Origin of the sequence: Desulfovibrio psychrotolerans, assembly GCF_013340305.1 — a bacterium.
In the GTDB taxonomy this organism is placed as follows: domain Bacteria; phylum Desulfobacterota; class Desulfovibrionia; order Desulfovibrionales; family Desulfovibrionaceae; genus Halodesulfovibrio; species Halodesulfovibrio psychrotolerans.
In genome coordinates this window covers 137,373-162,026 of sequence record NZ_BLVP01000001.1, presented here as the reverse complement: position 1 = coordinate 162,026, position 24,654 = coordinate 137,373, and the positions used below count along the sequence as shown (strand labels likewise).

Below are 24,654 nucleotides of genomic sequence, written 5' to 3'. Positions count from 1 at the left end.
GCCGCCTTACCAGCCATGCGTGCCCACCAGATCCACAAACGCCACTCCGCCAAGCTTTTCCAGAGTAACGTCGCCATCTTGTTTGCGAATGCGCACCAGCTGCTGCATGCGTTTGTTCTTTCCCACGGGAATAAGCATCACTCCCGGGTCGGCCAGTTGATTCACCAGCGGCTCAGGGATGGAAGGCCCCCCCGCTGTTACGATAATCCTGTCAAACGGTCCCATTTCCGGCCACCCCATGGTACCGTCATCAAGCTTCAGGCGAATGCGGTAGTATTTAAGATTCCGCAACAGTTGCTGGGTTGCCGTGTGCAGTTCGCGTATGCGTTCCACAGAAAACACCTGCAACCCCATTTCCGCCAGCACGGCAGCCTGAAAACCGGACCCCGTGCCGATTTCAAGAACGCTCATACCGGGCCTGGCTTCCAGTTGCTCCGACATCAGAGCCACAATATACGGTTGTGAGATGGTCTGCCCGTAGCCAATGGGCAGCGGATGATCTTCATAGGCCTGAGCGCGCAGGGCTTCCTGCACGAAGTAATGGCGGGGCACGGCGCGCATTGCAGCAAGCACGCGGGTATCTTTAATCCCCCGCGCCTCAAGATGTTCACGCACCATTCGTTCCCTGTTGCGCCGCATATCCACAATCAAGACAGGAATCTCCTTTCGGTGACCGGCACGTTGAGCCGTGGCGGGATACGTTCGGCACAAAAATCCGGGTAAGACTAAATGAGTTCGCCCGGATTGAGAAGCAGATTTTTCCAGGCAAGTCAACCGAACGGAGTTGCTTGACATACGCGGGGAGTATGCGAAAATCATTCATCACTTCAACCGCGGGAGCACACCATGCTGTATGTCAGCGATCTGATGTCCACCAATCTGTTTACGCTCAAGCAGACAGACTCTCTCAAGACCGCGAAGTCGCTTATGAACCTCGCCCGCATACGCCATATTCCCATTATTGATGAGCCGGGTTTTTTTCTGGGCCTGTTAACCCACCGAGATATTTTGTCCTCCACCATTTCCCGCTTTGCGGACGTGGAACAGGAAATACAGGATGAAATTGACTCCGGCATTCCCGTAAGCGAGATCATGCGTACAGACGTCATCACCGTCACGCCGGATACCCGCCTGCGCGATGCCGCCGAAATGCTGTTTAACCACAAGTACGGCTGCCTGCCCGTTGTAGACAGGGACCGCCTTGTGGGCATAATTACCGAGGCAGATTTTCTTAAACTGACCATCAGTCTCATGGATGCGGTTGAAGCTCTGTAGCCAACCGCCCGCTCCGTCCATCAAGCCATTCCCGGATTAAGAGCCGTGGGATGGCTTTTTGTTAGACTGCGGCACGCCACATGGCTGCCTGTTATGAACCCATAAGGAAAAATGATGTCTAATTCCAAAAGCTTAGTAACGTCCATGTTGTTTGTTGTTCTGCTTATTGCCTGTGGTCTGGGGGGCTACATGCTTCTCAAGGATCAGCAGGGCCCCACCATTTCGCTTGCCCCCGCCGATGGCCGCGTGAACAAAAACTCCGTCCTTGAAATCGCACTTTCCGATGAAAAGTCGGGGCTTAAGAATCTCACAGTCCTCATCCGCAAGAATACCACCACCAGCACCATCTACCGGCAGGATTGGACAGATAGCCCCTCCCAGCGCGTGGAAAAGGTAGATCTCAGCGCCGCCCAGCTTCAGGAAGGCGCGTTTGAAGTCATCGTGCGTGCCACAGACAACTCCTTCGCCGCTTTTGGCAAGGGCAATACCTCCACGCGGGAATACGCCTTCCGAATGGACAACACCCCTCCCCGCGTCTCAACCATCACCATGCCCCCCTATGTGCGGCGTGGTGGCACAGGGGTTGTCGCCTATTCCGTTTCAGAAGAAACCTCTGCCACGGGCGTGATGGTGGGCGATGTGTTTTTCCCCGGCTACCGGCAGGCAAACGGAAACCACCTGTGTTTCTTCGCCTTCCCCTACTATCTCACTCCCAAGGAATTTTCCCCGCGCCTCATCGCCCGCGACCTTGCCGGAAACGAATACGACCGTCCTCTCAGTGTGTATCCGCTGGACAGGCAGTTCAAGACAGACATAATCCGGCTTACTGATTCCTTTTTCGAATCCAAGATGCCGGAGTTTGAGCAGGATGTTCCCGGCGACATGACGCATCTGGAGCGTTTCCTTAAAGTAAACAGAGAGATCCGTGTCGCCAACCGGGCCGCACTTATGTCCATAGGTCTTCAGACCGCGCCTGAGATGGTATGGAAAGACCAGTTCATGCGCCTTCCCAACGCAGCCAACCGGGCCAGCTTTGCGGAAAAGCGTACCTACATCTATAACGATGCAGAGATAGACGAGCAGTACCACCTTGGTCACGACCTTGCGTCCACGCGTCATGCCCCCGTGCCTGCCGGCAACCACGGCAAGGTTGTCTTTGCAGACAGCCTGGGCATTTACGGGCTGCTCGTGGTGGTTGATCATGGTCTTGGGCTGCAGTCCCTTTACTCCCACCTGAGCGAAATTTCCGTGCAGCCCGGTCAGGCAGTTTCCAAGGGAGACATTCTGGGTAAAACCGGCGTAACCGGTATGGCGGGCGGCGATCACCTGCACTTCGAGATGGTTGTTTCCGGCTTCCCCGTTACGCCGCTGGAATGGTTCGATCCCAAGTGGATACGTGACAACATAACCGGCAGACTGGAATAATCACCGTTTCTGAACCTTTCTTAAAGAGCGCGGCAACGCGCTCTTTTTTGTTGTCCCATGCGGTTTCGCAAGATGTTGCCGTACCTTTCTTGATGTAACGGATGAAGTCTTTACCCTCAGTAAACAAAAAGGTGGCTCCCCTTTCGGGAAGCCACCTTTTCAATGCGTCTCTATTCAAACAGTCCGGGCTACCACTGTGCTGCGCGCTGCGCTTCCAGTGCCTTGGCCTGCTCGTCAAAGCTGGCAAATCCGGATTGATGCAGGGCGTCTTCCACGGTCTGCGACCAGTTCCACCCGGCATAGATGACAGGCTTGTGGAAAAGGGCGCGGAACTGTTCCAGCTCCTGACGGTAGAACTTTTCCTTGGGCGTTTCAATGGAGTCACGCAGCTGCTCGTGCAGCCGGCACAGCTCGCCTTCGTACCAGTCCATAATGTCCTTGGCGCTCTTGTACTTCTTGAGAATGTGCCCGTATCCGTTCTTTTCCAGCAGCAGGCGCACCTTGGCAAGGAACTGCTCTCCCAGCCATTCGCCCAGCTTGCTGGTAGGAATGTTCTCCGCCTCCACGGCGGCCATATCCATCTTGGTCTGGTAGTATGTGTCCGGCACAACAGATGCGGATACAATACCGGCAATGGCCACAAGCCCGCGCAGGACAACGCTGTTAGAAACGCCCTGTCCGCAGAACCCAACCTTTTTGCCGTACTTCTGTCCCGTGAAGATGGTGCACAGAATGGCCCACACAACGGCGGGGTCTTCTTCATCATAAATGTGCGAAAGGCTGGCGTTGTCGCGGTCCGTCGCAAGCACCATCTGGGTCATGTCGTTGGAGCCGATGGAGAATCCGTCGAATTCCTTGATGAATTCCTTGGCAAGAATAGCATTGCTGGGAATTTCCGACATAAGAATAACCTTCAGTCCGTCCACGCCGCTCTTGAGCTTGTGCACCTGTTCCAGATACCGGCGCATGGAGCGTCCCTCTTCCAGCGTGCGCACAAACGGCAGCATGATCTGCAGATTCACTCCGCCGAACACGCCGCGAGCCAGTTTAAAGGCTTCCAGTTCCCAGTCATGCAGATTCCGCGAAACTCCACGATACCCGAGCATGGGGTTGTCTTCAAAATGCTCGAACAGGGAACCGCCGAGCAGGTTGCGGTATTCATTGGATTTAAAGTCTGTGGTGCGGTAGATGATGTCCTTTCCGTAAAAGGCCATGGCAAACAGGGCAAGACCCTGCGCCAGCGTCTGCACGTAGTGCTCCTTGCCGGACCGGAAGCCGCGCGAGCGGATAACGTCACGAATCTTTTCAGGAATTTGACGAATTTCTTCAATTTCCTTCTTCATGCCCGTCGCAAGAGCCACATCGTTGCGCAGTGCCTTGACCTTCTTGATCATCTCCATAACCGCAGGAATCTTGGAAGCCTCATCCTCGCGTGCTCTGGTTATGGCATCTATCTCCGCAATACGGCGCTTGGTTTCCGGATCGCTGCCGGTAAGCACCGCCAGTTCGTCCTTAAAGCCCATCACGCACAGAATATGTTCGTACAGGTTGTCCGAGGTTTTCAGCACATCCAGACGCCGCGTCGCCAGTGCAACGTGATCATCCAGTTTGTGGTCCAGTTCGCGCATCTTGCGGTGCACGGCCAGCACCTCGTCGGTGCCACGCAGGTTTTCCTGCTCGGTCAGGCGGGTTATCTCCTGCGCAAGTCCGGTCAGATGCCCCACATACTCGCGCAGCTTCATGTCCACGCCCACAACACCTGCGGCAAGCTGTTCGCGCAGCAGTTTGGTGAGTCTTGCGTCCAGTTCCTTCGCCTTGGCGTTCACCACATGCTCCAGTTCGCCGTTGTCATAGGCTTCCAAAGCCTGCGGGTGCACACCTACGTTGCCGAGCATAAACTCGGCGCGCAAAAGGCCCACTTCAAAGTCCGGCACATCGCGCAGGCGGGAAAGGAACAGAGCCTGTCCCACGTCTGCCAGAATAAGCCCAACCTTGGTCTTGGTGGTGGGGAGCTTGGACAGGTCCATTTCGCCGCCCACTTCCTTAAGCGGAAGAAGGCCGCGATACACCTTGCCCCTCGTGCCGTCCACGGTCACATCCTGACCGTCAAGAGCACGCAGAATTTCTATGCGCTGAATGCCGATAATGGCCGGAATGCCCAACTCGCGGGAGGTAATGGCGGCGTGGCTGGTGTCGCCGCCCACATCCGCGAGAATGGCGGAGGCTATGCGCATGCCGGGAACCATGTCGGGGTCCGTGCGTTCGGCGGCAAGCACATCGCCCTTATTGATCTTGTTCAGCTCAAGGGCAGAACGCAGGAATTTCACATTCCCCTGTCCCGCACCGCGCGAGGCTCCGTTGCCTTCAACAATGACTTCCGCAGCGGCTGCGGCCTTAGCATCCACCTCAAGACGGCGCATGAAAATGGTATGCGGGTGCAGTTCCAGTTCTTCGTTCCAGCGCGTCTCTGGGCGTGCCTGCACAAACCACAGACGGTCTGCACTGTCTATGCAGAACTCCGTGTCCATGATCATGCTGTCATAGGCTTTGGAGATATTGCGCACCCCCTTGGCCACTTCTTCTGCCTGCGCAAGGGAGAGAGACCAGCGAAATGCCTCGTTGTCAGGCACCTTGGCCATTTTGGTGCCGCCCTTCTCGTCATAAACGATCTTCTTGTCCTTGCAGCCCATCTGGCGGATGACCACTTCCTGCAGGTCGTCACGCTTGAACACATAGAACTTGTCGGGCGTAACCATGCCGCCCACCACCGCTTCGCCAAGGCCGTAGCTGGCATCAATGGAAACAAGGTCCTTGCGCGTGGTTCCCCGGCATCCGGTGGCCGTGTCCGCGGAAAAGGCCGTACCGGAAATAACAGGGTTGATCATGCGCATGATGCATACGGAAAGCGAGGTGTTCTCAATGGCCCATTCCTGCTTGGCCTTCTGCGCAATGGTTTCGTCTCCGGTCGCTTCGGCGCGGGCCATAGCGTCCAGAATAGCTTCGCGGCGGTAAGTCATGGAACGCAGGTTGTATGCAGAGGCGCAGTCCCAGTGATAGGCTTCCACGCACATGTTCTCGCCAACAATGTTCAGGTAGGTGTCCTGCAGACCGGCAAAGGCCTTCTTGCGGGAATCCTCACCGGCGGCGGATGAGCGCACGGCCACGGGCACGTCTTCCACTCCGGCATCCTTGCAGATGTCGTTATAGGCGCGCCGGACGCATTCGCTTACTTCAGCAGGCATTTCAACGGAAAGAATACCTGCCTGAACAAGCACAGAACGCTTGCGCAACTGGTCTATACCCTCAGGGGAGGTGGCGAATCCTTCCACAACGTTATTGACAAAAACTCTCGTTTTCAGCTGGTTTACGGCACCTGTGGCCTTCACCTCCGCCCTGATCTCTTTTGCGAGATTGCGGACAAATTTCTGAAGAAAATCGGAATCTTTGTTGATTTCCGGGTCATTCCAGTCCGTGCGGTTATATTCCTTGTCCACGATGGAACGGACAAGGGAGGCGTTAACCTTGGTTTCATCCAAGAGCTTGTGGAATGCCAGAGAGGAAATGGCGCGGAACTGAGGCGCACGGATATCCGGCACCTGGCTGATGATGGCGGTGTTGTAGTTCTTGCCGCCAACCAGAAGCTCAGACTCTTCGCCAATGGCAACGATGTCCGCACCTGTAAGTACATACTTCTGTTTGAGCTCTTCCACATTCACAGCCACGGGGGCCTGATTGGCCTTGGCCGGTTCAGCCTTGGTTTTGGCCATAATAAGCTACTCCTTGCAGAAAGACTTCGCGTCTTTCGTTGACAACCGGAAACATTGACCTGAGCGGGGCCAGAACAGTGCACTATATCCCCACCACCACACAACCGTTACAGCATGGTACAGGGACTAATTGTCACGTATAGGCATTGTGCTATGTATCTCCGATGCTTAGTCGCGTCAATTAAATCATCGCCGCGTAGTCAGATCTGCATTGACAAAGCCGCCCTGTCGTCAGGGCGGCGTATCCTCGTTACGCCTCCAGCTTTTCGCCGCAGAAGGGACAAAAGCCTATGCCTTCCATAGAAAGAGGTCTCCGGCATGCTTCTGCCGGGCATCTGCGGGGTACAGGGCCAAGTTCCACAAGAAGCTCGCCTTCCTTTACCGGCACCATGACCTTGCTTTCCTTAAAGTCTGCCGTCTTGAGCACGCGCTTCACCATGCCGTCCACAGGGGCCAGAACGGCCTTTTCCTGCTTCATGATGGATATGTTGAAGAGTTCCTCACCCTTCTTCACCATGTCGCCGGGGTGAACGTACATAACCCACAGGTCCCCGTTGGAAGATGCCGCCACATGGTTGGGGTTGGACCTGTCGGCCTTTTCGTAGCCTATGCCCTCTTCCTCCAGCGGCTTTCTTACCTGAACATCGTAGCTCAGTATTTCGGAGTCCAGCACATAGCGTACCACACTTTTGCCGGACTTGTCCGGTTCCGTGATGTGCAGAATGGTCATGGTGTGGGGCTTCTTGCTGCTGTCCACAAACTGAAGCTCCTGCCCTACTTCCAGCCCTTCAAACCACACATCCAGAGGCACCCTGTTGGGATTGCCGTAGGTGTGGCGGAATTGCACTGTCTTCAGCGCATCGGCGGGATGGTTAAGGTACATGACAAACTCTTCGTCCGTGGGCTTGCGCCGCATGTGCTCGATAAAGCTCTTTTCTTCAGCCACAAAGTCCATATCGTGCAGCGTATCCAGCGGAGAATGCTCCGTGCGGGAGGCAATGGCCTGACGCCAGTCGTCGCCGAAGGCGCTCTGATACACCCAGTCCGGAGGGAAGCCCAGAGGCAGCTTGCCGAACTTGCCCAGCAGCAGATCACGGAAGGCGTCGTTGCTGTCGCCGTATATGGCAAGACGGGCCTCGGCCATTTCCGGCGTGCATGCATCGCATGCGCCCATTTTGTTCACCTCGTCCAGAACGCCGAGCAGGAACTTCACTTCGTTTTCACCGCCGCGCTTGTACGCGCTGGTCACGGCAAGAAAGGCCGTGTTCCACGTTATCTGCGAGCCGGGGGTTACGTCGTGGTAGCGCACAATCTTACGGGTTCCCGCAAGGAACTTGAGCATGTACGGCAGCAGATGAATATACCCCTGCTTCAGGGCCCCTTCCTGCGACGAGGAGGTGGCGCCTCCGGGCATGCCGTGTTCAACGACATCGTGGTCAATTCCCCTGAAGTACGGGGCAGTATACCTGTCGTAATAGGGCATTATCTGCTTGAGCACAAAGTTGCACTCGCGGATCATGTCCTTGTTCAGGTTGGTCTTCAGGCCCAGCTCGCCTTCCATGTAGGAGGCGGTGGAGAGCACTTCGCCCTGACCGTACCAGCGTACGGCCGCTCCGATGCCCGTATCCACTATGTGCGCGCCCGCCTTGGCAGCCGCGCCTACGGAAGGCACAAAAAGGCCGTCCGTGTAGTGGCGGTGGTAATGCAGCACAAGCTGCGGCCAGCGTTTGCGCAGGGCCGTTACAAGCTCCGATATGAACCGGGGCGGGCACACGCCGGCCATATCCTTAAGTCCGAGAATGATCATGCCGCTGGCTTTGGCCTCGCCCACTCCGGCCACATCGCCTATCATGCGCAGAATGGCGGCCGTAACATCCAGATAGTGGGCTACGTCAAACCCCTTGGCCCACGACAGTGATATGGCGGGCTCAAACACCACTTCCTTTCTGCTCAGGGCCACTTCCGCAAAGGGACGCATGTTGTCCACGTGGTTCAGGAAGTCGAAACAACGGATCACATGATAGTGGTCGCAGATCATTTCACCAGTCAGGCGCATCAGGTTTTTCGGCTGCGGCTTGTACCCGAGCACGTTTGTGGAGCGGATGAGAATCTGCTTGAGCGTCTTGGGAGCAAACCGGTTCCACTGGTAGGCTTCCGTGAAGGGGTAGGTCATGTTGGCCATCATGGCCACATGGAAGTGCGCACCGCCCCCGTTCTCAATGGAAAAGAAGCCGCAGTTGTCCAGATACGGCCCGATGAGCATATCTTCCGCTACGCGGAAGCGGTTGCCGGAGTTGGACTGCGTAATATCCCGGGGGGTGGTGTCGCAGAAGTGCACGTAGTCAGAATCGCGCACAAAATCGAGCAGTGCCTTGCGGTCGCCCCGCGGGTACACAGGCTCGCTCTTCAGAAGTTTTGCGGGAATGGTGGGCAGAACCGGGTCAAACCGGGTATTGCTCACCCGCGGAGTGTCGGGCGTGCGGTACTCTCCCAGCAGGACATGCGGGTTGTATCCCTTTGCGCTTATGCAGGCGATGAGGCGCGAAAGGCGTACAGCCTCGCGCGCAATATCGGTGTAGCACAGCAGTTCCGGCGTCTTGGCAATAAAGTTGGTATCGTAGCCGGCATCCCGGAACTTGGGGTGGGCGATGACCTGCTTGAAGAACGGTATGGTCGTCTTCACGCCCCCGATGACATACTCATTCAGGGCGCGCTCCATAATGCCGAGCACCTTGTTCCAGTCACGACCGTAGGCAATGAGCAACGCACCGGCGGAGTCGTAGTTGGAAGGAAACTCATAGCCCGCCGAAAGGTTGGAATCTATGCGTATGCCGGGGCCGCCGGGCGAAACGTAGCGTGAAACAATCCCGCAGTTGGGCGAAAAGTTCTCTTGCGGGTTTTCACAGTTTATGCGCAGCTGCATGGCCCACTGGGCCGGGAGCACTTCGTCTTCCTTCAGGCGCAGTTCCGCACCAAAGGCAACGGCGATCTGCTCTTCCACCAGGTCTATGCCGTAACGGGCCTCAGTAATCCCGTGTTCCACCTGAAGCCGCGTATTGACTTCAATAAGATAGGGAACCCCCTCCGAGGTGACGAGAAATTCCACGGTGGCAAGGGAATCATACCCCACCGCCAGCACAAGTTGACGCGAATAGTCCTTGAGCTTGGCGCGCAATTCCGGAGTAATGAGCGGCGAAGGCGAGGGAGTTATTTCCACCAGTTTCTGGTGGTTTCGCTGTACGGTACAGTCACGTTCGTCAAAGGCGAACACGTTGCCGTATTTGTCCGCGATAACCTGAATTTCAATATGACGGACAGAAGAAAGATACTTCTCCACATAAACGCGCGGGTTGCCGAAGGACGCCTGCGCCATGGTGGAAGCCTTCATAAAGGCCGATTCAAGCTCTTCCTGGCTCTGCACAAGGAAAATGCCCCGTCCGCCACCGCCGCCTTCAGCCTTCAGCATGATGGGGAAGCCGATTTCTTCTGCCATTCTGCGGGCCAGGGGCACGTCCACTGCGCCTTCAGAGCCGGGCACCACCGGCACGCCCAGACGCTGGGCAAGGGCACGCACCTGCACCTTGTTGCCGAGCAGGTTCATGGCCTGTGCCGTGGAGCCTATAAAAATGATGTCGTTTTCCGCGCAACGCTTGGGAAAGGTGTCGTCTTCAGAGGCGAAACCCCATCCGGGATGAATGGCTACCACCCCGCGCTTTTTCGCAAGATCGATGATCCGGTCAATATCAAGATATGCCCGCGGATCTTTACCCAGAAGCAATAGTTCCTGTGCTGCGGATGCGGCCGGAGACGTTTTATCCACATCGGTCGCGGTCATGATGGCCACGCCATCAAACCGCTCGCGTATGGAACGGCAAATGCGGCGCGCGGGAATACCGCGGTTGGCAACCAGAATCGGCTTGCCCTTCACCTCGTCCAAAACCTGTTCAAACGTCTTGTTGGCCATAAATCCTCGTTATCCAATATCCGGAGGCTCGCGTTCCTCCGGGTTAAAGGGCGAGCGAAAAAATCACACCTTGGCTGGGTCTCTGTGAGGCGAAAGGGAAATGCTACCGGAATGGATAACAACTTCTTGACCGGACAGGAGAAGACGGAGCGCACCGTTTTCGTTGACACCCAAAAGCCTGCCCGGACGAAACTCCGCATCACCGCCGTGAATAATGACGTCACGGCCCACCCAGGCAAGATATTTTTGCACGCGTCTTGTCAACTCTTCTCTGTTGTAGCGAACAACCTGCGTCTCATAACAAAAACGTATCCGGTTAACAAGTGTTTGCCACAGTGTCGTCACGGAAAATTCAAACCCGGCATCAGCCAGATTACATGCAGGAACAGCCCACCCGTCACGGAGGTCCCCAACAGGCGGCGAGGCTACAAGATTTATGCCCACACCGGCAAACAGCGCGCCCCCCACTTCTTCAAGCAGCACCCCCCCCACCTTGCCGCCTTGCAGCAACAGATCGTTGGGCCACTTCAAGGACACCTGAATTCCCAAAGTGCCGAAAGCCTCCGCGAACAGATATCCGAGCGTCAGCGGAGCAAAATCATCCAGATGCGCTTGTCCGAACGGCATGCGCAGTGCCCCGTGAATATTCCCGGCAGGAGAACTCCACGGGCGGCGCAACTGCCCCCTCCCCGCTCTCTGGGTAACGGCGAGTACAGAGTCCCATTCCCGCATGGTGCCGTCCGTGGTCAGCAGGCGTGCCGCATCAAGGCTGGAGGTTGAGGCACCGCACACCAGAATTCGTCCGGCGTCTTCCAGTTCTCGTCCTGTTTCTTCCAGTGCAGGTGCGTATTCCAGCACGGCATGACCATTGATGGAATCCGCACGCCATGTGCCGTCAGCGAATCCGTAACCCCATGCTGCATGTGCGGCTGTTAGGTTCTTAGGCGTAAGGGAATCTGCAGTCTCCCGCAAGCCATCTTTGAGGATGTACAACATATCGTGATACCTGTACTCTTCGGGCGACAGAGAGGTGGCGCACTATGACCAAGGAAAATGCCCGCCCGGACGCGGCAGCCGGAAACAATTTGCCCTGCACGGGCACAGAGGAATTCATCGTGGGCGGGGCCGTCCGCGACCTGCTGCTCGGGCGCACGCCTCGTGAAACGGATGTTGCCTTCACAGGCACCGTGGAAGGCTTTATATGCCGCAATCCTTCTGCGCGCAAGGCCGGAAACGACTTCCCCATCTGCATTCTCGGCGGTGTGGAATTCGCTCCGCTGAGGGACGGAAATATCTTCACCGACCTACTGAAGCGCGATTTTACCATGAATGCTCTGGCCCTTGAACAAACTGGAAGAATCTTCGCGCATCCGCATGCCTTTGAAGATTTACGCAACAAAGTCATCAGAACGGCCAGCACAACCTCTTTGCATGACGATCCGGTGCGCGTATTCCGGGCCGCCCGCTTTGCTGCAACCTTTGCGGATTTTACCATTCATGAGGATACACTGGGGCAGATGCGCGCTGTCGCGGCAGAAGGCCGCCTGCTCTCCGCTACCCCCGAACGCGTCTGCGGAGAAATCCTGAAGGCCTTGGAAACCCCGGCCCCGGGGCAATTCTTGCGCGTTCTCGCCCAGGGGCAGTGCCTTTCGCCGTGGTTTGCAGAACTGGCGGGCGCTGACACAATTCCCGCCGGCCCCCTGCCCTATCACAGGGAAAATGTGCTTGAGCATACGGCACAGGTCATGGACCGCTGCGCCGGCAACCCCGCAGCCGCCTACATGGCCCTTTGTCACGATTTGGGGAAAATGCTCACTCCGGCGGATATGCTCCCGCGCCACCATGGGCACGATGCAACGGGAGAAGAGGCCGCAACGCGGCTCGGCATCCGGCTCAAGCTTCCCGGCAAGCTTATTCGTGCAGGTGCCCTTGCGGCGCGGCACCACATGAAAGGCGCAAATTATAAAGCCCTGCGCCCGGGAACGCGCGTGGATATGCTTTCCGCACTGGGCAGCTCCCAGCTGCCCGCCTTTGCCGCACTCGTGCTGGCAGACAGCGGCGAAGCCGTGACCCGACGCATGGAGCACGATATGAAAACAATTCTCGCCGTCCGCCTGCCGGATCATCTGCACAATCTTGGCCCTGAGTCCGGAGCACGATTGCGCGAACTGCGCTGTGCCGCTCTGTTGCGGCACGATCAGATTGCCTGAAATTCACAAATCACCGGCAAACATAAAACGCCCGGCGCGGTATTCCGCGCCGGGCGTCAACATCATCTCAGCAGGCCGTATTAGCCCTTGAAAGCCTTTTCAAAGTTGGGAACAACCTGCTTCTTGCGGCTCATTACGCCGTCAAGCCACACGCTCTTGCCGGTGGCCTTAACGCCGAACGCCTTTTCAACCACGGAAGGATCGTCAGAAACGATAAGCATTTCAGATCCTTCCTTCATGATGTCGGTCAGCAGCAGGAACACGGAGTGGCGGCCACCGGCCTTCACTTTCTGAATTTCAGCATACAGGCCGTCCTTCACGGAATCGAGCATAGACAGGTCGACAACTTCCAGCTGCCCGATGCCAACCTTGTTGCCGTTCATATCAAAGTCCTTGTAGTCGCGGAACACCAGGGCTTCCATGGTGGCGCCTTCCACAGCGGACTTAACCTTGAACATCTCCATACCCAGAGCAGTTGTGTCTGCAATACCGGCAATGCCAGCCAGTTCAGCAACGGCCTTCTTGTCGGCATCGGTGGTGGTGACGGACTTGAACATGACGGTGTCGGACAGGATGGCACACAGCAGGCCGCCGGCAATGCCCTTGGGAACGGCGATGCCGTAGAAATCGTACATGGCCTTGATCACGGTGCCGCAGCAGCCCACGGGCCATACCCACATTTCAAGGGGGTTGGAAGTGGTCACGTCGCCGAGCTTGTGGTGGTCGGCTACGCCAACAACTTCAGCTTCCTTCATGTCTGCGGGGAGCTGAGCGCCGTCGGTGGTGTCCACCAGCCAGAGCTTCTTGCCGGCAACAGAGGTCACAACTTCAGGGGCGGTCAGGCCGAACTTGGAAAGAACGAAAGCGGATTCAGGGGTTACTTCACCCTGTGCAACGGGCTTTGCTTCCATGCCACGCTTGCTGAGCAGGTCGGCAACGGCAATGGCGGAGACAATGGAATCGGTATCAGGGTTCATGTGACCCATTACGAGAACTGCCATGGTAGGTTCCTCCAAAATTGGGTTTGGTTATGCGACTTCTCGCCTTCTTCCGAAATTAGTTTGTGCCAAATAGCACAAACTAAAAAGTCTGCCAAGTGCCGCAAGGGGGTAAGAAGCACATTTTTTTTGCCTCCCCGCTTTTGTCACAGACTGAGCAGCAGCGTTACGCAGGCAAGAATGGCAAGGAACAAGGCATACGAGCGGCGCACCCGCAAGGACATAATGCCCCCTATGCCCGCCACGAACCACAGGTGAAACCATGAAATACCGTTCACAGCCGGCAGGTGTCCGAGATACCACGACATCCCGCTGATCGTTCCAATTAGCACAAGCAGGCAAGCGCACAGGAAAACCACATGCAGGGCCAATATTTGAAAAAGGGATAAAAGGATGACGCGTCCGGCACCGTCAGATTCTTCGCCTTTGCGTCCCCACCTGATGATGCGGTTGTAACCAGAAGCCTGCATGCGTCGCTGCCAGTACTCCACCTTGGCGGAAAGGAGTGCGGCAGGCAGACTGATCATGATGGGAACAGCCAGCAAGGCAGCCTGATCTATGCCGAAATAGCGGGAAACGCCAAGCACCAAGAGCATGGAGGCAACAGCGTTGGGGGGAATATAGGTGCCAGCGGGAAAGAGGTCGAGCCAGAACAGCTCGAAGAATATGGCCGTGTTTACGGCAAGTGCCCAGTCGCCTGTGACCAGCCCCCAGAAGAAGCCGATGGTGAGCGGACGCTCAAGAAAGCCGATGTTAACGGCAAAACGAAATACTGCCGTTACGGCAAAAAAAAAGCGAGGGGAGCCATCCAGACGAGTGAAGAAATCAGAGAACCCATGGCACGTCCCTCATCATACTACCACCCTTTAAGCTGAACGGGGTCATTAGGAACGCAGCGAAAATCCAGTTCCACGCTCCGTTTGTTGAAAAAGCGCAGGCAGGCTTCATCTTCTTCGGAAAGTGCCACATGTGCGCACACCTGCCTTTTACCCGGTGCAAAATGCAAGTTGCCGACATTCAGTATCTTTATGGAAAAACCGTTTTCAACAATGCGTCGCGCATCACCGCAGGTAGCAACCAGAACCAAGGTGTTCTGCATTGCATCGGCATGCTCCGCAGCGTAAGCGGAAAGTTCGCCCACACGTATGAATGCTGCATGAATTCTGCTTGGAACAGCCAGAGAAGCTATCTGCTGCTGCAGATCATCCCCTGCTATCTCATCATTCACCACAAGCAGGCGTCTGGCGCGCGTATACGGCAGCCATGTTTCGATGACCTGCCCGTGAATGAGCCTGTTGTCGATTCGCACCCACAGCATTGCGTTGCCCTACCCGTTCTTCACTTTACGACGCAGCACCTCGCCGGCAAGGACAATGCCCTTTTCCCCGGCGGACTTCGCCTCTTCAGCAAGTTCATGCAGCGGCGTCTTGCGGCTGCCGAATACCTTAAGCAGCATGGGCAGATTGACTCCCGTGAGCACTTCCACATTGCCGCCGCCCAGAAGAGACAGGCTAAGATTGGTGGGTGTGCCGCCGAACATATCTGTCAGCAGCAGCACGCCCTGTCCCCGGTCAACGCGGGCTACGGTTTCTTTGAGTCTGGCCACGGTCTCCGTAACTTCCTGCGTGCCATCCACACTCACAGCCCCACAGTCCTGTTGCGGCCCGAGTATGATTTCAGCAGCATGGAGCAGCGCGGAGCCATAATCGGCATGCGTGACCAGAACCACGCCCACCTGCGATTCTTCTGTCTTGGAAACGCTCATGAAATATCTTCTCCACCGGCGGCAGCGCTCCGGTATGGGGGATCATACAGTATTCAACCCAGCTCCATATGCCGATGCTCGATAGATACCGTAAAATCAAAGTTTTTCAAAGTCTCAAAAAGGGCTTCTGCGGTAGAAACGGAACGGTGCCTGCCGCCGGTGCAGCCTATGGCTATGGTAACGCGGTAGCGGCCTTCTGCTTCCATTTGCGAAAGCGTGAAGTGCAGAAAATCTGTCAGGCGGGCCAGATATTCCCTACCCGGCTCTGACCCCAGAACATATTCCGCGATGGCTTTATCCTTGCCGGAAAGCGGACGGAGCACGGGGTCATGATACGGATTGGGCAAGAAACGCAGGTCGAACACCATATCCGCCTCGGCGGGTGTTCCGTATTTAAAGCCGAAGGTCAGCAGGTGTACCCGCAGGCTGCGCCTGTTACCCTCCAGAATAGACCACTTTTGCTGGATAACGCGCCGTATATCGTGAATGGAGAACTCCGACGTGTCAATGACGAGGTCGGCCATGTCGCGGGCGGGCTTAAGCAGGTTTCTCTCGAGCTCCATAGCCTGCTCAAGGCCAAGGTCCCGATTCTCCAAAGGATGCGGGCGGCGAGTTTCCTTATAACGCCTGATGATGACATCGGGACGCGCCTCCAGAAAGAGAATGACGGGAGCTACGCCTTTACGCTGCATCCCGTCCAGCACCTCTCTGAATTCGCTGTCAAACTCAAACTGGCGCAGGTCCATACCCAGCACCAGCCCACGATGTTTTGCAAGACTGCGTTCATCAAGCACAGAAAGCATCTGCAATGCCAATGAAGCGGGCATGCCGTCCACAGTAAAGTATCGCAGATCCTCAAACACCTTCAGTGCTGTGCTCTTGCCAGCGCCGGAAAGCCCGGTGACAATAAGCACGGGAAAAACCGCAGATGATTCGTATTCCATGTCGGGATTCCGGTCAGGCATTATTGAGCAGGTGCCACAGCACATCCGCATCAGGTGCGGAAAGAAAGGAACTGCGGAATTCGGGATCCTTGAGCAGCCGGGAAATTTGGGCAAGTATGCGCAGATGCATGCCGGCCACCTGTTCCGGGGCAAGAACAAGGAAGAAGATGGTGCAGAGCTTAAAGTCCAGAGCCTCAAAATCCACTCCGCCTGTGCTCCTTCCGGCAACCAGAATTATCCGGTCCAGATTGTCGAGCTTGCCGTGCGGTATGGCTATGCCGTCGCCAATGCCCGTGGTTCCCAGACTTTCACGTTCACGCAGCACGTTGACTACGCTTTCCGCGTCCAGTTGCGGACAGGCGGCAATAACAGGTGCCACAAGCTCCGCCAGCACCTCCTCTTTGGTGCTGGCGGTAAGCTCGGGCAGTATCATCGTTTTATCCAGGTATTCACCCAGTTTCATTATCTGTGTCCTAGAATGTGGGGTCAATCAGGCCGAAGTCGCCGTTTTTCCGGCGGTAGATTACATTCACACGCTCAGTCTCGGCATTCAGAAACACAAGGAAGTCGTAGTCCAGCGAATCCAACTGCAGAGCGGCTTCATCAATACCCATGGGCTTGGGCGTAAAGTGGTCCGTGCCCACAATGGTCCGTTCCCGCCCGGAGCCGGTATCCGCATAGCTTATAATGTCCTCGCGAACGGCAATGTTGGCTCCGCCGCGGCGATGATCCTTGTTCTTTTCCGCATGCTTTTTCACCTGTGCGGCAAGCTTGTCAAACACAAGATCGACCGTGGCGTACATGTCTTCGGACTTTTCAGAAGCGGAAAGGTTGAGGTTGTCAGAAACCAGTGTCACATCAATCCTGTGGCGGTAGTTTTCCACGGACATGCCCACCTGCATTTCCAACCTGCCGGAATGGCGTATGAATTTCCCCAACTTTTCAAAGCGTCTACGGGCATACTTTTTCAGATGGTCGGAAGGCTCGAAGTTCTTGAAAGTGAATGCGATGTTCATATATGCCTCCTTAGGTTCGGCGGGCGCACCGTGTGTGAGTCCGCACGGGTATCTCTGGCAGTGTATCCGCATTCCCTGTCCTGCGCATACCGCCTGCACATTCGGGGTTTCTCCTAATACGCGGAAACCTAGAACGCGGACTTTCGCTTGGAGGACGAGGGAATGTCCATTGCAGTACGATACTTCGCAACGGTCCTGCGGGCAATATTCAACTGCAACTTTTCTTTCAAAATTTCACCTATGCGTTCGTCACTGAGCGGGCGTCGGGGGTCTTCTCCCTGAACCAGTTGTCTGATAAGGGCCTTTACGCTCTCAGAACCCACCGAGCTGCCGTCATCCATCCCTATGGCACTGTTAAAGAAGAACTTAAGCTCAAAAATACCGTGCGGGGTAGACACATACTTACTGGTGGTAATGCGGCTCACCGTGGATTCATGCATGCCAATATCTTCTGCAATGTCTTTAAGAATGAGCGGCTTAAGCTGGGTGACCCCCTCTTCGAAGAACCCTCTCTGGTATTTGACGATGCTTTCCATCACCTTGTACAGGGTGCGCTGCCGCTGATGCAGACTTTTAATGAGCCACGAGGCAGAGCGCATCTTTTCCTGAAAGTAATCCTTATCCGGCCCGGAAACAGTGGGAAGACAGTCCACAATATCGCTCAACTGCAGACTGGGCAGTCCTTCTTCGTTGAGAATAATGACAAATTCGCCGTCATACTTGTGCACAAAGACATCGGGGGAAACATACTGCGGTTCGCTGCTGCCAAAGCTGGCACCGGGCATGGGATCGAGCGTGAGGATAAGGTCGATATATTCCTTCAGATCGTCCATGTTTATACGGAACTTACGGCACAGGGGCTTGTAGCGGCGCTTTTCAAGGTCTTCCAGATGTTCGCGCACCAATTCCACCAGAACGGGGTCGCGGTCATATCCGAGCACTTCTATCTGCACCAGCAGGCATTCCTGCGGGCTTCGGGCTGCCACACCCACAGGGTCAAAGCGCTGTACCCTGCGCAGCATTACCTCCACCTCTGGTACGGTGGCCCCGGCCATATCTGCAATTTCCTCCATCGTGGCCTGCAAATAGCCGTTGGAGCCGATATTGCCGATGATCACTTCCCCTATGGTTCTCTGCTCTTCCGTTATGGAGGAAAGCGTGAGCTGCCACGAGAGATGGCCGTCCAACGATGGGCGCGAGGTGAGTCGCGCTTCAAACGATGTCATCTCTTCAGGTATTTCGGCATCTCGGGAGGATGTTTGCCTGCTGGTACTGGAAAAATCGCCCAGATAGTCTTCCCAGTCCGCGTTGGTGGCAAGCTCCTTATCATAGGCTTCCACAGCCTCAGAACGTATTTCCGCAGCTTCCGTGGCATCAGCGGGCGTTATGCTCTCGGCAGATTCTTCCAGAAAGGGATTTTCCAGCAACTCCTGCTGTACGGTTTCCATCAGTTCAAGCCGGGAGAGCTGCAGCAGCTTAATTGCCTGCTGCAGTTGGGGGGTCATAACCAGCTGCTGGGAGAGCTTGAGTTGTTGCCGTAGTTCTAATGCCATAGGTACGATATTCCCGGAGTAGTGCCGTGCATCAAGGGGGTTGACGCGCTGCTGGAAGCGCGGTCCGGACCTCTATCAAGAAGCATTCCAAAACTGCAAACCTGAGTCCCTTTTGCCATACAAGCACTAACCATGCAACAGAGAAAAGCCCGTAAAACGGGCTTTTGCGCGATCAGAAAGAAATGTCTTGCAAAATATTCAAAAAGGTCGGGAAAAAGTCACGACACCTACAGGCAGAATCCTTCTCCCAGATACACCCTGCGAGCCTTGGGATCGTTCACTATCTGGCTGGGGGTGCCGTTAAGGATTATCTGCCCCTCATATACAAGATAGGCCCGGTCGCAGATATTCAGGGTCTCGCGCACATTGTGGTCCGAAATGAGAACCCCTATCCCACGGTTGCTGAGCCCGCGTATGATGCTCTGAATATCATCCACGGCCAGAGGGTCAATTCCTGCGAAAGGCTCGTCCAGCAGAATGAACCGGGGCTTGCGGATAAGTGCGCGGGCTATTTCCAGCCTGCGCCGTTCGCCCCCTGAAAGATGCATTGCCATGGAATCCGCTATGCGGGTGATGCGAAATTCCTCAAGAAGCATGTCGGCCCGCTTTCGCTGCACGTTTATGGGGAGTCCCGTGTGCTCTAAGATAAGCTCCAGATTTTGTCGCACAGTGAGCTTGCGGAAAATGGAACTTTCCTGCGGAAGATAACTCAGGCCTACGCGTGCGCGTTCATGCAAGGGCCAATCCGTCACGTCCGTGCCGTCATAGCGCACAAGGCCGCTGGTAGGTTTTACTATGCCTATGAGCATATAAAACGTGGTAGTTTTGCCCGCACCGTTGGGGCCGAGCAATCCCACCACCTCCCCCTGCTTCATGCTCAGGGAAATGCCGCGCACCACTTCGTGCTTGCCGTAATGCTTGGTCAGAGATTCCGCTTCCAGAAACGACATGCGGACCCGCTAGTTGAAGCGCTTGGGAGCGGTAAAAATGGCTTCCACGGGTTTGTCGGAAGACCCGAGCACCTCGCTCTTGTTCTCTTTGACGTAGAAGTTGATGGTGTGCCCCTGAATGCTGTTTTCGCCATCACGGAGTATGGGTTGCCCCTCCATGACCAGAATACCGGTAGTCAAATCGTAAGTAGCCTTGGCACAGGAGCCATTTTTGCCATCCTGCATGGTCACGCGAACACTGCCTTCGGCGATGATGCGTTCAATTTGCCCAGCATCCATGGCGGGGGCTTCCTCTTTCTTTTTCCCGCTGTTCCCGGACGAAGAGAGCACCACGGTTATGGAGTCCGCCCAGAGCTGGGCATCCGGATGGGTGACATGCACCTTGCCCAGAAAACGTACATTCTGTCCGGTCGCGTCATAGGAAAGTTTGTCAGAGGTTATCCGTACAGGAATTTCCTCCTGTGCGCGGGCAGGACCGGCCAGGCAGATTGCCATGGCAAAAACGCCGACTGCCAGCAGCAGGCAGCACATCGTCCGGGAGCGCATAGCCCGGCAACGCGGCATTCCTGTGGCTGGTGTTTCCGTGTGTATTCTTTGGATCATGTTACGGTTTGCCCTCCATAATATCATTCAGTCCTTGGCGGATGCGCATCTCTACGGCCACTCCGCCTTCGGCGCGTAAAACGTTGTCATTCAGATAAACAGTCACTCCGGAAGCGGTACCGAACAGGTCGGGACCGTCAAATCGGGCCTCTCCCGGTATGTTCAACGTGTGGTCGGTTCCATTGTAGATAAGCAGGTCGGAGCGAATAAAGCCGCCGTCCCGTTCAATCTCCACATTTTCCCACAGCCTGGCAAGGCGGTCCTGCTGGCTTACCACCCCCCTGCTGGAGCGCACCAGCAGTTCGCTGTGGTCCGAGCGTAAATAATAAACAATTTCGGGCTGCGAAACCTGAATCACGCCCCCTGCCTGTTCATACCATGCTCCACGGGCCTTGAGCTTCCATACTTCCTCGCCCTTCTCGCCCTGAGTAAGCTCCACACCCCGTAAAGAAAGATCAACGGCAGATTCAGGCCCCATCTGTCCTTTGCGCACAGCCTGCCTGATTTCTGTCACCGCACGGTTGCTCACGTACGAGTGGATCACCGCGGCTGCCACTGCGGCTGCCACGAGAAGCAGGATGATGTGGCGCGTGCGCATCTACTCGTTCCAGCGGGCCATGGCGTCTGCAAGCTTGCCCTGCGCCTTGAGGACAAACCGTATCACTTCGCGTACGGCTCCGTCTCCGCCCCGCCTCTGGGTAACAAAGTGCGCCAGTTCGCACACCTCCGGCTGGGCATTGGACACTGCCACGGCCAAACCGACGGCACGCATAGGCGCAAGGTCAACCCAGTCATCACCCACATAGGCCATCTGGCTCAATTCGATGCCGTACTTGACTCGGATTTGCTCCAAACAGTCCATTTTGTCCAGATATCCCGCAAAATAGTCATCTATGCCCAGCGAGAGAATCCGGCTTTTGACCGCCTCGGACTCAAGCCCGGTGATAACAGCCACATGAATGCCCTGACTCTGCGCGACCTTTATGCCCAGCCCGTCCTGCACGTTGAACCGTTTGGAAACGTTTCCCTGCACATCGTAATACAGTCCCCCGTCTGTGAGCACCCCGTCGCAGTCCAGCACGATAACGTGGATGTTACGGGCAATTTCCTCAGCACGCATACGTTATGTTCCACAGGGTTGAAAGATCAGCGAGAAGCGCGTCCAGCTTGTCCAGCGGCCAGCTGTTCGGGCCGTCGCACAGGGCCTTGTCCGGGTCCGGGTGGCATTCAAGGAACACCCCGTTCACACCGGCGGCTACCGCCGCGCGGGCCAGATGCGGCACAAACCGCCTGTCTCCGCCGGAGCTTGCGCCCTGTCCACCCGGCAACTGCACGGAATGGGTGGCATCAAAGACAACGGGCACGCCGAACCCTTGCATGATGGGCAGGGAACGAAAATCCACCACAAGATTGTTATAGCCGAACGAGGCCCCTCGCTCTGTGAGCAGGATTCGGCGGTTGCCGGTTGAGAAAAGCTTGTCCAGCGCAGGCTTCATGTCCCATGGCGCAACAAACTGCCCCTTCTTTACGTTCACCACGCGCCCGGTGTTGGCCGCAGCAAGCAAAAGGCTGGTCTGGCGGCACAGAAAGGCGGGAATCTGGAGCACGTCAGCCACCTCAGCCACATGAACGGCCTGCTCCGGCTCATGGATATCCGTCACCACAGGCAGCCCTGTGGCCTCCTTTATTCGGGCCAGCCATTCCAGCCCCTTGGCCAGTCCCGGACCACGAAACCCGTCCAAAGAAGTTCGGTTTGCCTTGTCGTAGGAACTTTTAAAAACGGCCGTAAGCCCATGGGCCAGCGCGGCCTCTTTCACCGCGTGAGCGGTTTCCAGAGCCAGTTCAAAGCTTTCCAGCGCACAGGGGCCGGCAAAGATGAACGGGCCGGTGGCAAGGGTTTCGTAGAGGGTGCCGTTATTTTCTGCGTGCATATGATTTCAGATATCCTGTCCGGTTGCTCCCCGTCGACGGGGTGAACATGGTAACGTAAGACCACCCTGAAAGGAAGTGCGTATCGGGGATGCACCCTTGTGCACCCCCGATTCATGTCAATGCCGAATGGCTAAAGCCCCCATATGTACGCCAGACATGCGCCAAATGAGCACACCGGGCGCACCCACCAAAGCCAAGCTGGCAGGGGCAGAGTGGCAGCCGTGCTGCGTTTCGCAAACGCATCCGGCATAGACAATCATGGCTGTAAACAGGGCTCCGTTCCGGATACAGCTACTTTTTGCCCTTCTTGGCGGCCTTAATGAACTCGCGGAACAGCGGGTGCGGGTTCATAGGGGTGGACTTGAATTCGGGATGGAACTGGCAGCCGAGGAACCACGGATGTTCCTTGATCTCCACAATCTCCACCAGTTCACCGTCCGGCGAAAGGCCGGAGAAGACAAGACCGGCCTGCTGCAGGCTTTCGAAGTACGCCTTGTTAAACTCAAAGCGGTGGCGATGGCGCTCTTCTATCCTTTCCGCGCCGTACGCCTGCATGGCGTTGGTCTTGGGCGTAATCACGCAGGGATAGGTTCCCAGACGCATGGTGCCGCCTTTGTCGCTCTTTTCATCACGCTTTTCCGTGGCATTGCGGCGGAAGTCGTACCACTCGGTCATCAGATAAATGACTTTGTCCTTGGCCAGTTCGTCAAATTCTTCCGAATTGGCTCCGGCAATCCCCAGAACGTTGCGGCAATATTCAATAACAGCGAGCTGCATGCCCAGACAGATTCCGAAGAAGGGAATTTTGTTTTCGCGTGCATAACGAATGGCGGTTATCTTGCCTTCCACTCCGCGATGCCCGAAACCGCCAGGAACCAGAATGCCGTCCAGCGGTTTCATGCGCTTGGCAACATTGTCTTCGGTTATCTCTTCGGAATTTACGTACTCCAGTTCCACGGTTATCTTGTTGGCTACGCCGCCGTGAACCAGAGCCTCGTGCAGGCTTTTGTACGCTTCCTTCAGGTCAACGTACTTGCCCACAATACCTATACGCACGGAGCCTGCCGGGTTCTTGAAGGTGTGGATGAGGTTTTTCCATGCGGTCAGGTCGGCGTTTTTGGCGGGCAGGCGCAGCATAATGGCGACCTTCTGGTCCAGTCCTTCTTCGTAGAAGAAGAGCGGCACTTCATAAATATTGCCCACATCCTGCGCAGAAAACACAGCATCGGAATCCACGTTGCAGAACAGGGCAATCTTGCGCTTTAAATCGTCGCTGATGGGCTGTTCACAACGGCAGATAATTATGTCGGGCTGAATGCCGATGGAACGCAGTTCCTTCACGCTGTGCTGGGTGGGCTTGGTCTTGTGCTCGCCTGCGGCGCGCAGATAGGGCACCAGCGTCAGGTGTATGTACATGCAGTGTTCGCGTCCCAGATCGCCGCGCAACTGGCGAATAGCCTCCAGAAACGGCAACCCCTCAATATCGCCTACTGTGCCGCCAATTTCGATGATGGCAACGTCCAGATCGTCACTGGCAAGTTCAAGGACACTCTTTTTGATCTCGTCCGTGATGTGCGGAATGACCTGCACCGTTCCGCCCAGATAATCTCCCCTGCGCTCCTTGGTGATAACGCGGTGGTAGATGGAGCCGGAGGTATAGTTGTTTTTCTGGCTCATGGGTACGTTGAGAAACCGCTCGTAGTGTCCGAGATCAAGGTCGGTTTCCGCACCGTCATCCGTCACATACACTTCGCCGTGCTGGAAAGGGTTCATGGTACCCGGGTCAACGTTTATGTAGGGATCCAGCTTCTGGATGGTGACGCTCAATCCGCGCGCCTTGAGCAGCGCTCCGAGCGAGGCTGCGGCCAGACCTTTGCCCAGAGAGGAAAGAACCCCACCGGTAACAAATATGAACTTGGTCTTCATACACTCCTGCCTAAGGGTATGTGTTTGAAAAAACTGGTGCCGAGTTCCATGAACTGTCGGAATTCAACACATCCGTTCAGATATACACAAAATTTCTGCGAACGTCAGCCGTTGACTGTTCTTCGGTGTGCAACTATGATCATCGGTCCCTGCCCTGCTCTGCAATGTTGTGCAGGCAGCGCCCTGTAGCAGGTGGACCCCTAACAGACCGCAATAGGCCGCAGGCAGTTCCGGCGCATCCCAAAAGCGACAGGCTCTACATGAACAGGTGGAGCAAGTAAAGAACCTTTTTTCTTCACGACAACTTTTCAGGAGACATTGCAGCA

General features: G+C 56.0%; 21 protein-coding genes. 3 read left to right on the top strand and 18 right to left on the bottom strand.

Annotation, left to right across the window (positions count from 1 at the left end; all coding sequences use genetic code 11):
- Positions 1–6 precede the first annotated feature (6 nt).
- A complete protein-coding gene (locus HUV26_RS00700; RefSeq protein WP_174408583.1) occupies positions 7–639 on the bottom strand; it encodes a protein-L-isoaspartate(D-aspartate) O-methyltransferase in 633 nt (210 codons plus the stop codon).
- Between the two features lie 207 nt (positions 640–846).
- Between HUV26_RS00700 and HUV26_RS00695 the strand changes: the two genes are divergently transcribed.
- On the top strand, positions 847–1,275 hold the full coding sequence (locus HUV26_RS00695; protein ID WP_174408179.1) for a CBS domain-containing protein: 429 nt from the start codon (positions 847–849) through the stop codon (positions 1,273–1,275).
- A 114-nt stretch (positions 1,276–1,389) separates the two neighbouring features.
- Positions 1,390–2,700, top strand: coding sequence for a M23 family metallopeptidase (locus HUV26_RS00690; RefSeq protein ID WP_174408178.1), 1,311 nt, complete (start codon positions 1,390–1,392; stop codon positions 2,698–2,700).
- A 188-nt stretch (positions 2,701–2,888) separates the two neighbouring features.
- On the opposite strand, the gene HUV26_RS00685 is transcribed toward HUV26_RS00690, so the two are convergent.
- From HUV26_RS00685 to HUV26_RS00675, 3 genes are all read right to left on the bottom strand, one after another.
- Complete coding sequence (locus HUV26_RS00685; RefSeq protein WP_174408177.1) at positions 2,889–6,467, bottom strand: PEP/pyruvate-binding domain-containing protein; 3,579 nt, start codon at positions 6,465–6,467, stop codon at positions 2,889–2,891.
- Positions 6,468–6,717: 250 nt separating this feature from the next.
- Positions 6,718–10,431 carry a pyruvate carboxylase gene (locus HUV26_RS00680; protein WP_174408176.1) on the bottom strand — a complete coding sequence of 1,238 codons (3,714 nt, stop codon included), beginning with the start codon at positions 10,429–10,431 and terminating at the stop codon, positions 6,718–6,720.
- Between the two features lie 63 nt (positions 10,432–10,494).
- Positions 10,495–11,427, bottom strand: a complete 933-nt coding sequence (locus tag HUV26_RS00675) for a biotin--[acetyl-CoA-carboxylase] ligase (protein WP_174408175.1) — start codon at positions 11,425–11,427, stop codon at positions 10,495–10,497.
- 44 nt (positions 11,428–11,471) lie between these two features.
- Here HUV26_RS00675 and HUV26_RS00670 point away from each other — a divergent pair, with 44 nt between their 5' ends.
- Complete coding sequence (locus HUV26_RS00670) at positions 11,472–12,641, top strand: tRNA nucleotidyltransferase/poly(A) polymerase-related protein (protein WP_243451200.1); 1,170 nt, start codon at positions 11,472–11,474, stop codon at positions 12,639–12,641.
- Positions 12,642–12,721: 80 nt separating this feature from the next.
- Here HUV26_RS00670 and HUV26_RS00665 read toward each other — a convergent pair whose 3' ends face one another.
- The 14 genes from HUV26_RS00665 to pyrG form a co-directional block, all read right to left on the bottom strand.
- On the bottom strand, positions 12,722–13,642 hold the full coding sequence (locus tag HUV26_RS00665) for a manganese-dependent inorganic pyrophosphatase (protein ID WP_174408174.1): 921 nt from the start codon (positions 13,640–13,642) through the stop codon (positions 12,722–12,724).
- A gap of 143 nt (positions 13,643–13,785) precedes the next feature.
- Positions 13,786–14,451 (bottom strand): PTS sugar transporter subunit IIC, encoded by a 666-nt coding sequence (locus HUV26_RS00660; protein WP_174408581.1) that lies wholly within the window; start codon positions 14,449–14,451, stop codon positions 13,786–13,788.
- Between the two features lie 44 nt (positions 14,452–14,495).
- Positions 14,496–14,957 carry a PTS sugar transporter subunit IIB gene (locus tag HUV26_RS00655; protein WP_174408173.1) on the bottom strand — a complete coding sequence of 154 codons (462 nt, stop codon included), beginning with the start codon at positions 14,955–14,957 and terminating at the stop codon, positions 14,496–14,498.
- 9 nt (positions 14,958–14,966) lie between these two features.
- Positions 14,967–15,404 (bottom strand): PTS sugar transporter subunit IIA, encoded by a 438-nt coding sequence (locus HUV26_RS00650; RefSeq protein WP_174408172.1) that lies wholly within the window; start codon positions 15,402–15,404, stop codon positions 14,967–14,969.
- 53 nt (positions 15,405–15,457) lie between these two features.
- Positions 15,458–16,369, bottom strand: coding sequence for an RNase adapter RapZ (rapZ, locus tag HUV26_RS00645; protein ID WP_174408171.1), 912 nt, complete (start codon positions 16,367–16,369; stop codon positions 15,458–15,460).
- On the bottom strand, positions 16,362–16,811 hold the full coding sequence (locus tag HUV26_RS00640) for a PTS sugar transporter subunit IIA (protein ID WP_174408170.1): 450 nt from the start codon (positions 16,809–16,811) through the stop codon (positions 16,362–16,364). Before HUV26_RS00640 ends, rapZ begins: the two co-directional genes overlap by 8 nt.
- A 10-nt stretch (positions 16,812–16,821) precedes the next feature.
- Complete coding sequence (gene hpf, locus HUV26_RS00635) at positions 16,822–17,364, bottom strand: ribosome hibernation-promoting factor, HPF/YfiA family (protein WP_174408169.1); 543 nt, start codon at positions 17,362–17,364, stop codon at positions 16,822–16,824.
- A 128-nt stretch (positions 17,365–17,492) separates the two neighbouring features.
- Positions 17,493–18,917, bottom strand: coding sequence for an RNA polymerase factor sigma-54 (rpoN, locus tag HUV26_RS00630; protein WP_174408168.1), 1,425 nt, complete (start codon positions 18,915–18,917; stop codon positions 17,493–17,495).
- A 227-nt stretch (positions 18,918–19,144) separates the two neighbouring features.
- Complete coding sequence (lptB, locus tag HUV26_RS00625; RefSeq protein WP_174408167.1) at positions 19,145–19,867, bottom strand: LPS export ABC transporter ATP-binding protein; 723 nt, start codon at positions 19,865–19,867, stop codon at positions 19,145–19,147.
- A gap of 9 nt (positions 19,868–19,876) precedes the next feature.
- Positions 19,877–20,362, bottom strand: coding sequence for an LptA/OstA family protein (locus HUV26_RS00620; protein WP_174408166.1), 486 nt, complete (start codon positions 20,360–20,362; stop codon positions 19,877–19,879).
- A gap of 109 nt (positions 20,363–20,471) precedes the next feature.
- On the bottom strand, positions 20,472–21,068 hold the full coding sequence (lptC, locus tag HUV26_RS00615; RefSeq protein ID WP_174408165.1) for an LPS export ABC transporter periplasmic protein LptC: 597 nt from the start codon (positions 21,066–21,068) through the stop codon (positions 20,472–20,474).
- On the bottom strand, positions 21,069–21,590 hold the full coding sequence (locus tag HUV26_RS00610; RefSeq protein ID WP_174408164.1) for a KdsC family phosphatase: 522 nt from the start codon (positions 21,588–21,590) through the stop codon (positions 21,069–21,071).
- Positions 21,580–22,401 (bottom strand): 3-deoxy-8-phosphooctulonate synthase, encoded by an 822-nt coding sequence (gene kdsA / locus HUV26_RS00605; RefSeq protein WP_174408163.1) that lies wholly within the window; start codon positions 22,399–22,401, stop codon positions 21,580–21,582. Before kdsA ends, HUV26_RS00610 begins: the two co-directional genes overlap by 11 nt.
- A 292-nt stretch (positions 22,402–22,693) precedes the next feature.
- Positions 22,694–24,328 carry a CTP synthase gene (pyrG, locus tag HUV26_RS00600; protein WP_174408162.1) on the bottom strand — a complete coding sequence of 545 codons (1,635 nt, stop codon included), beginning with the start codon at positions 24,326–24,328 and terminating at the stop codon, positions 22,694–22,696.
- Between the last annotated feature and the right edge of the window lie 326 nt (positions 24,329–24,654).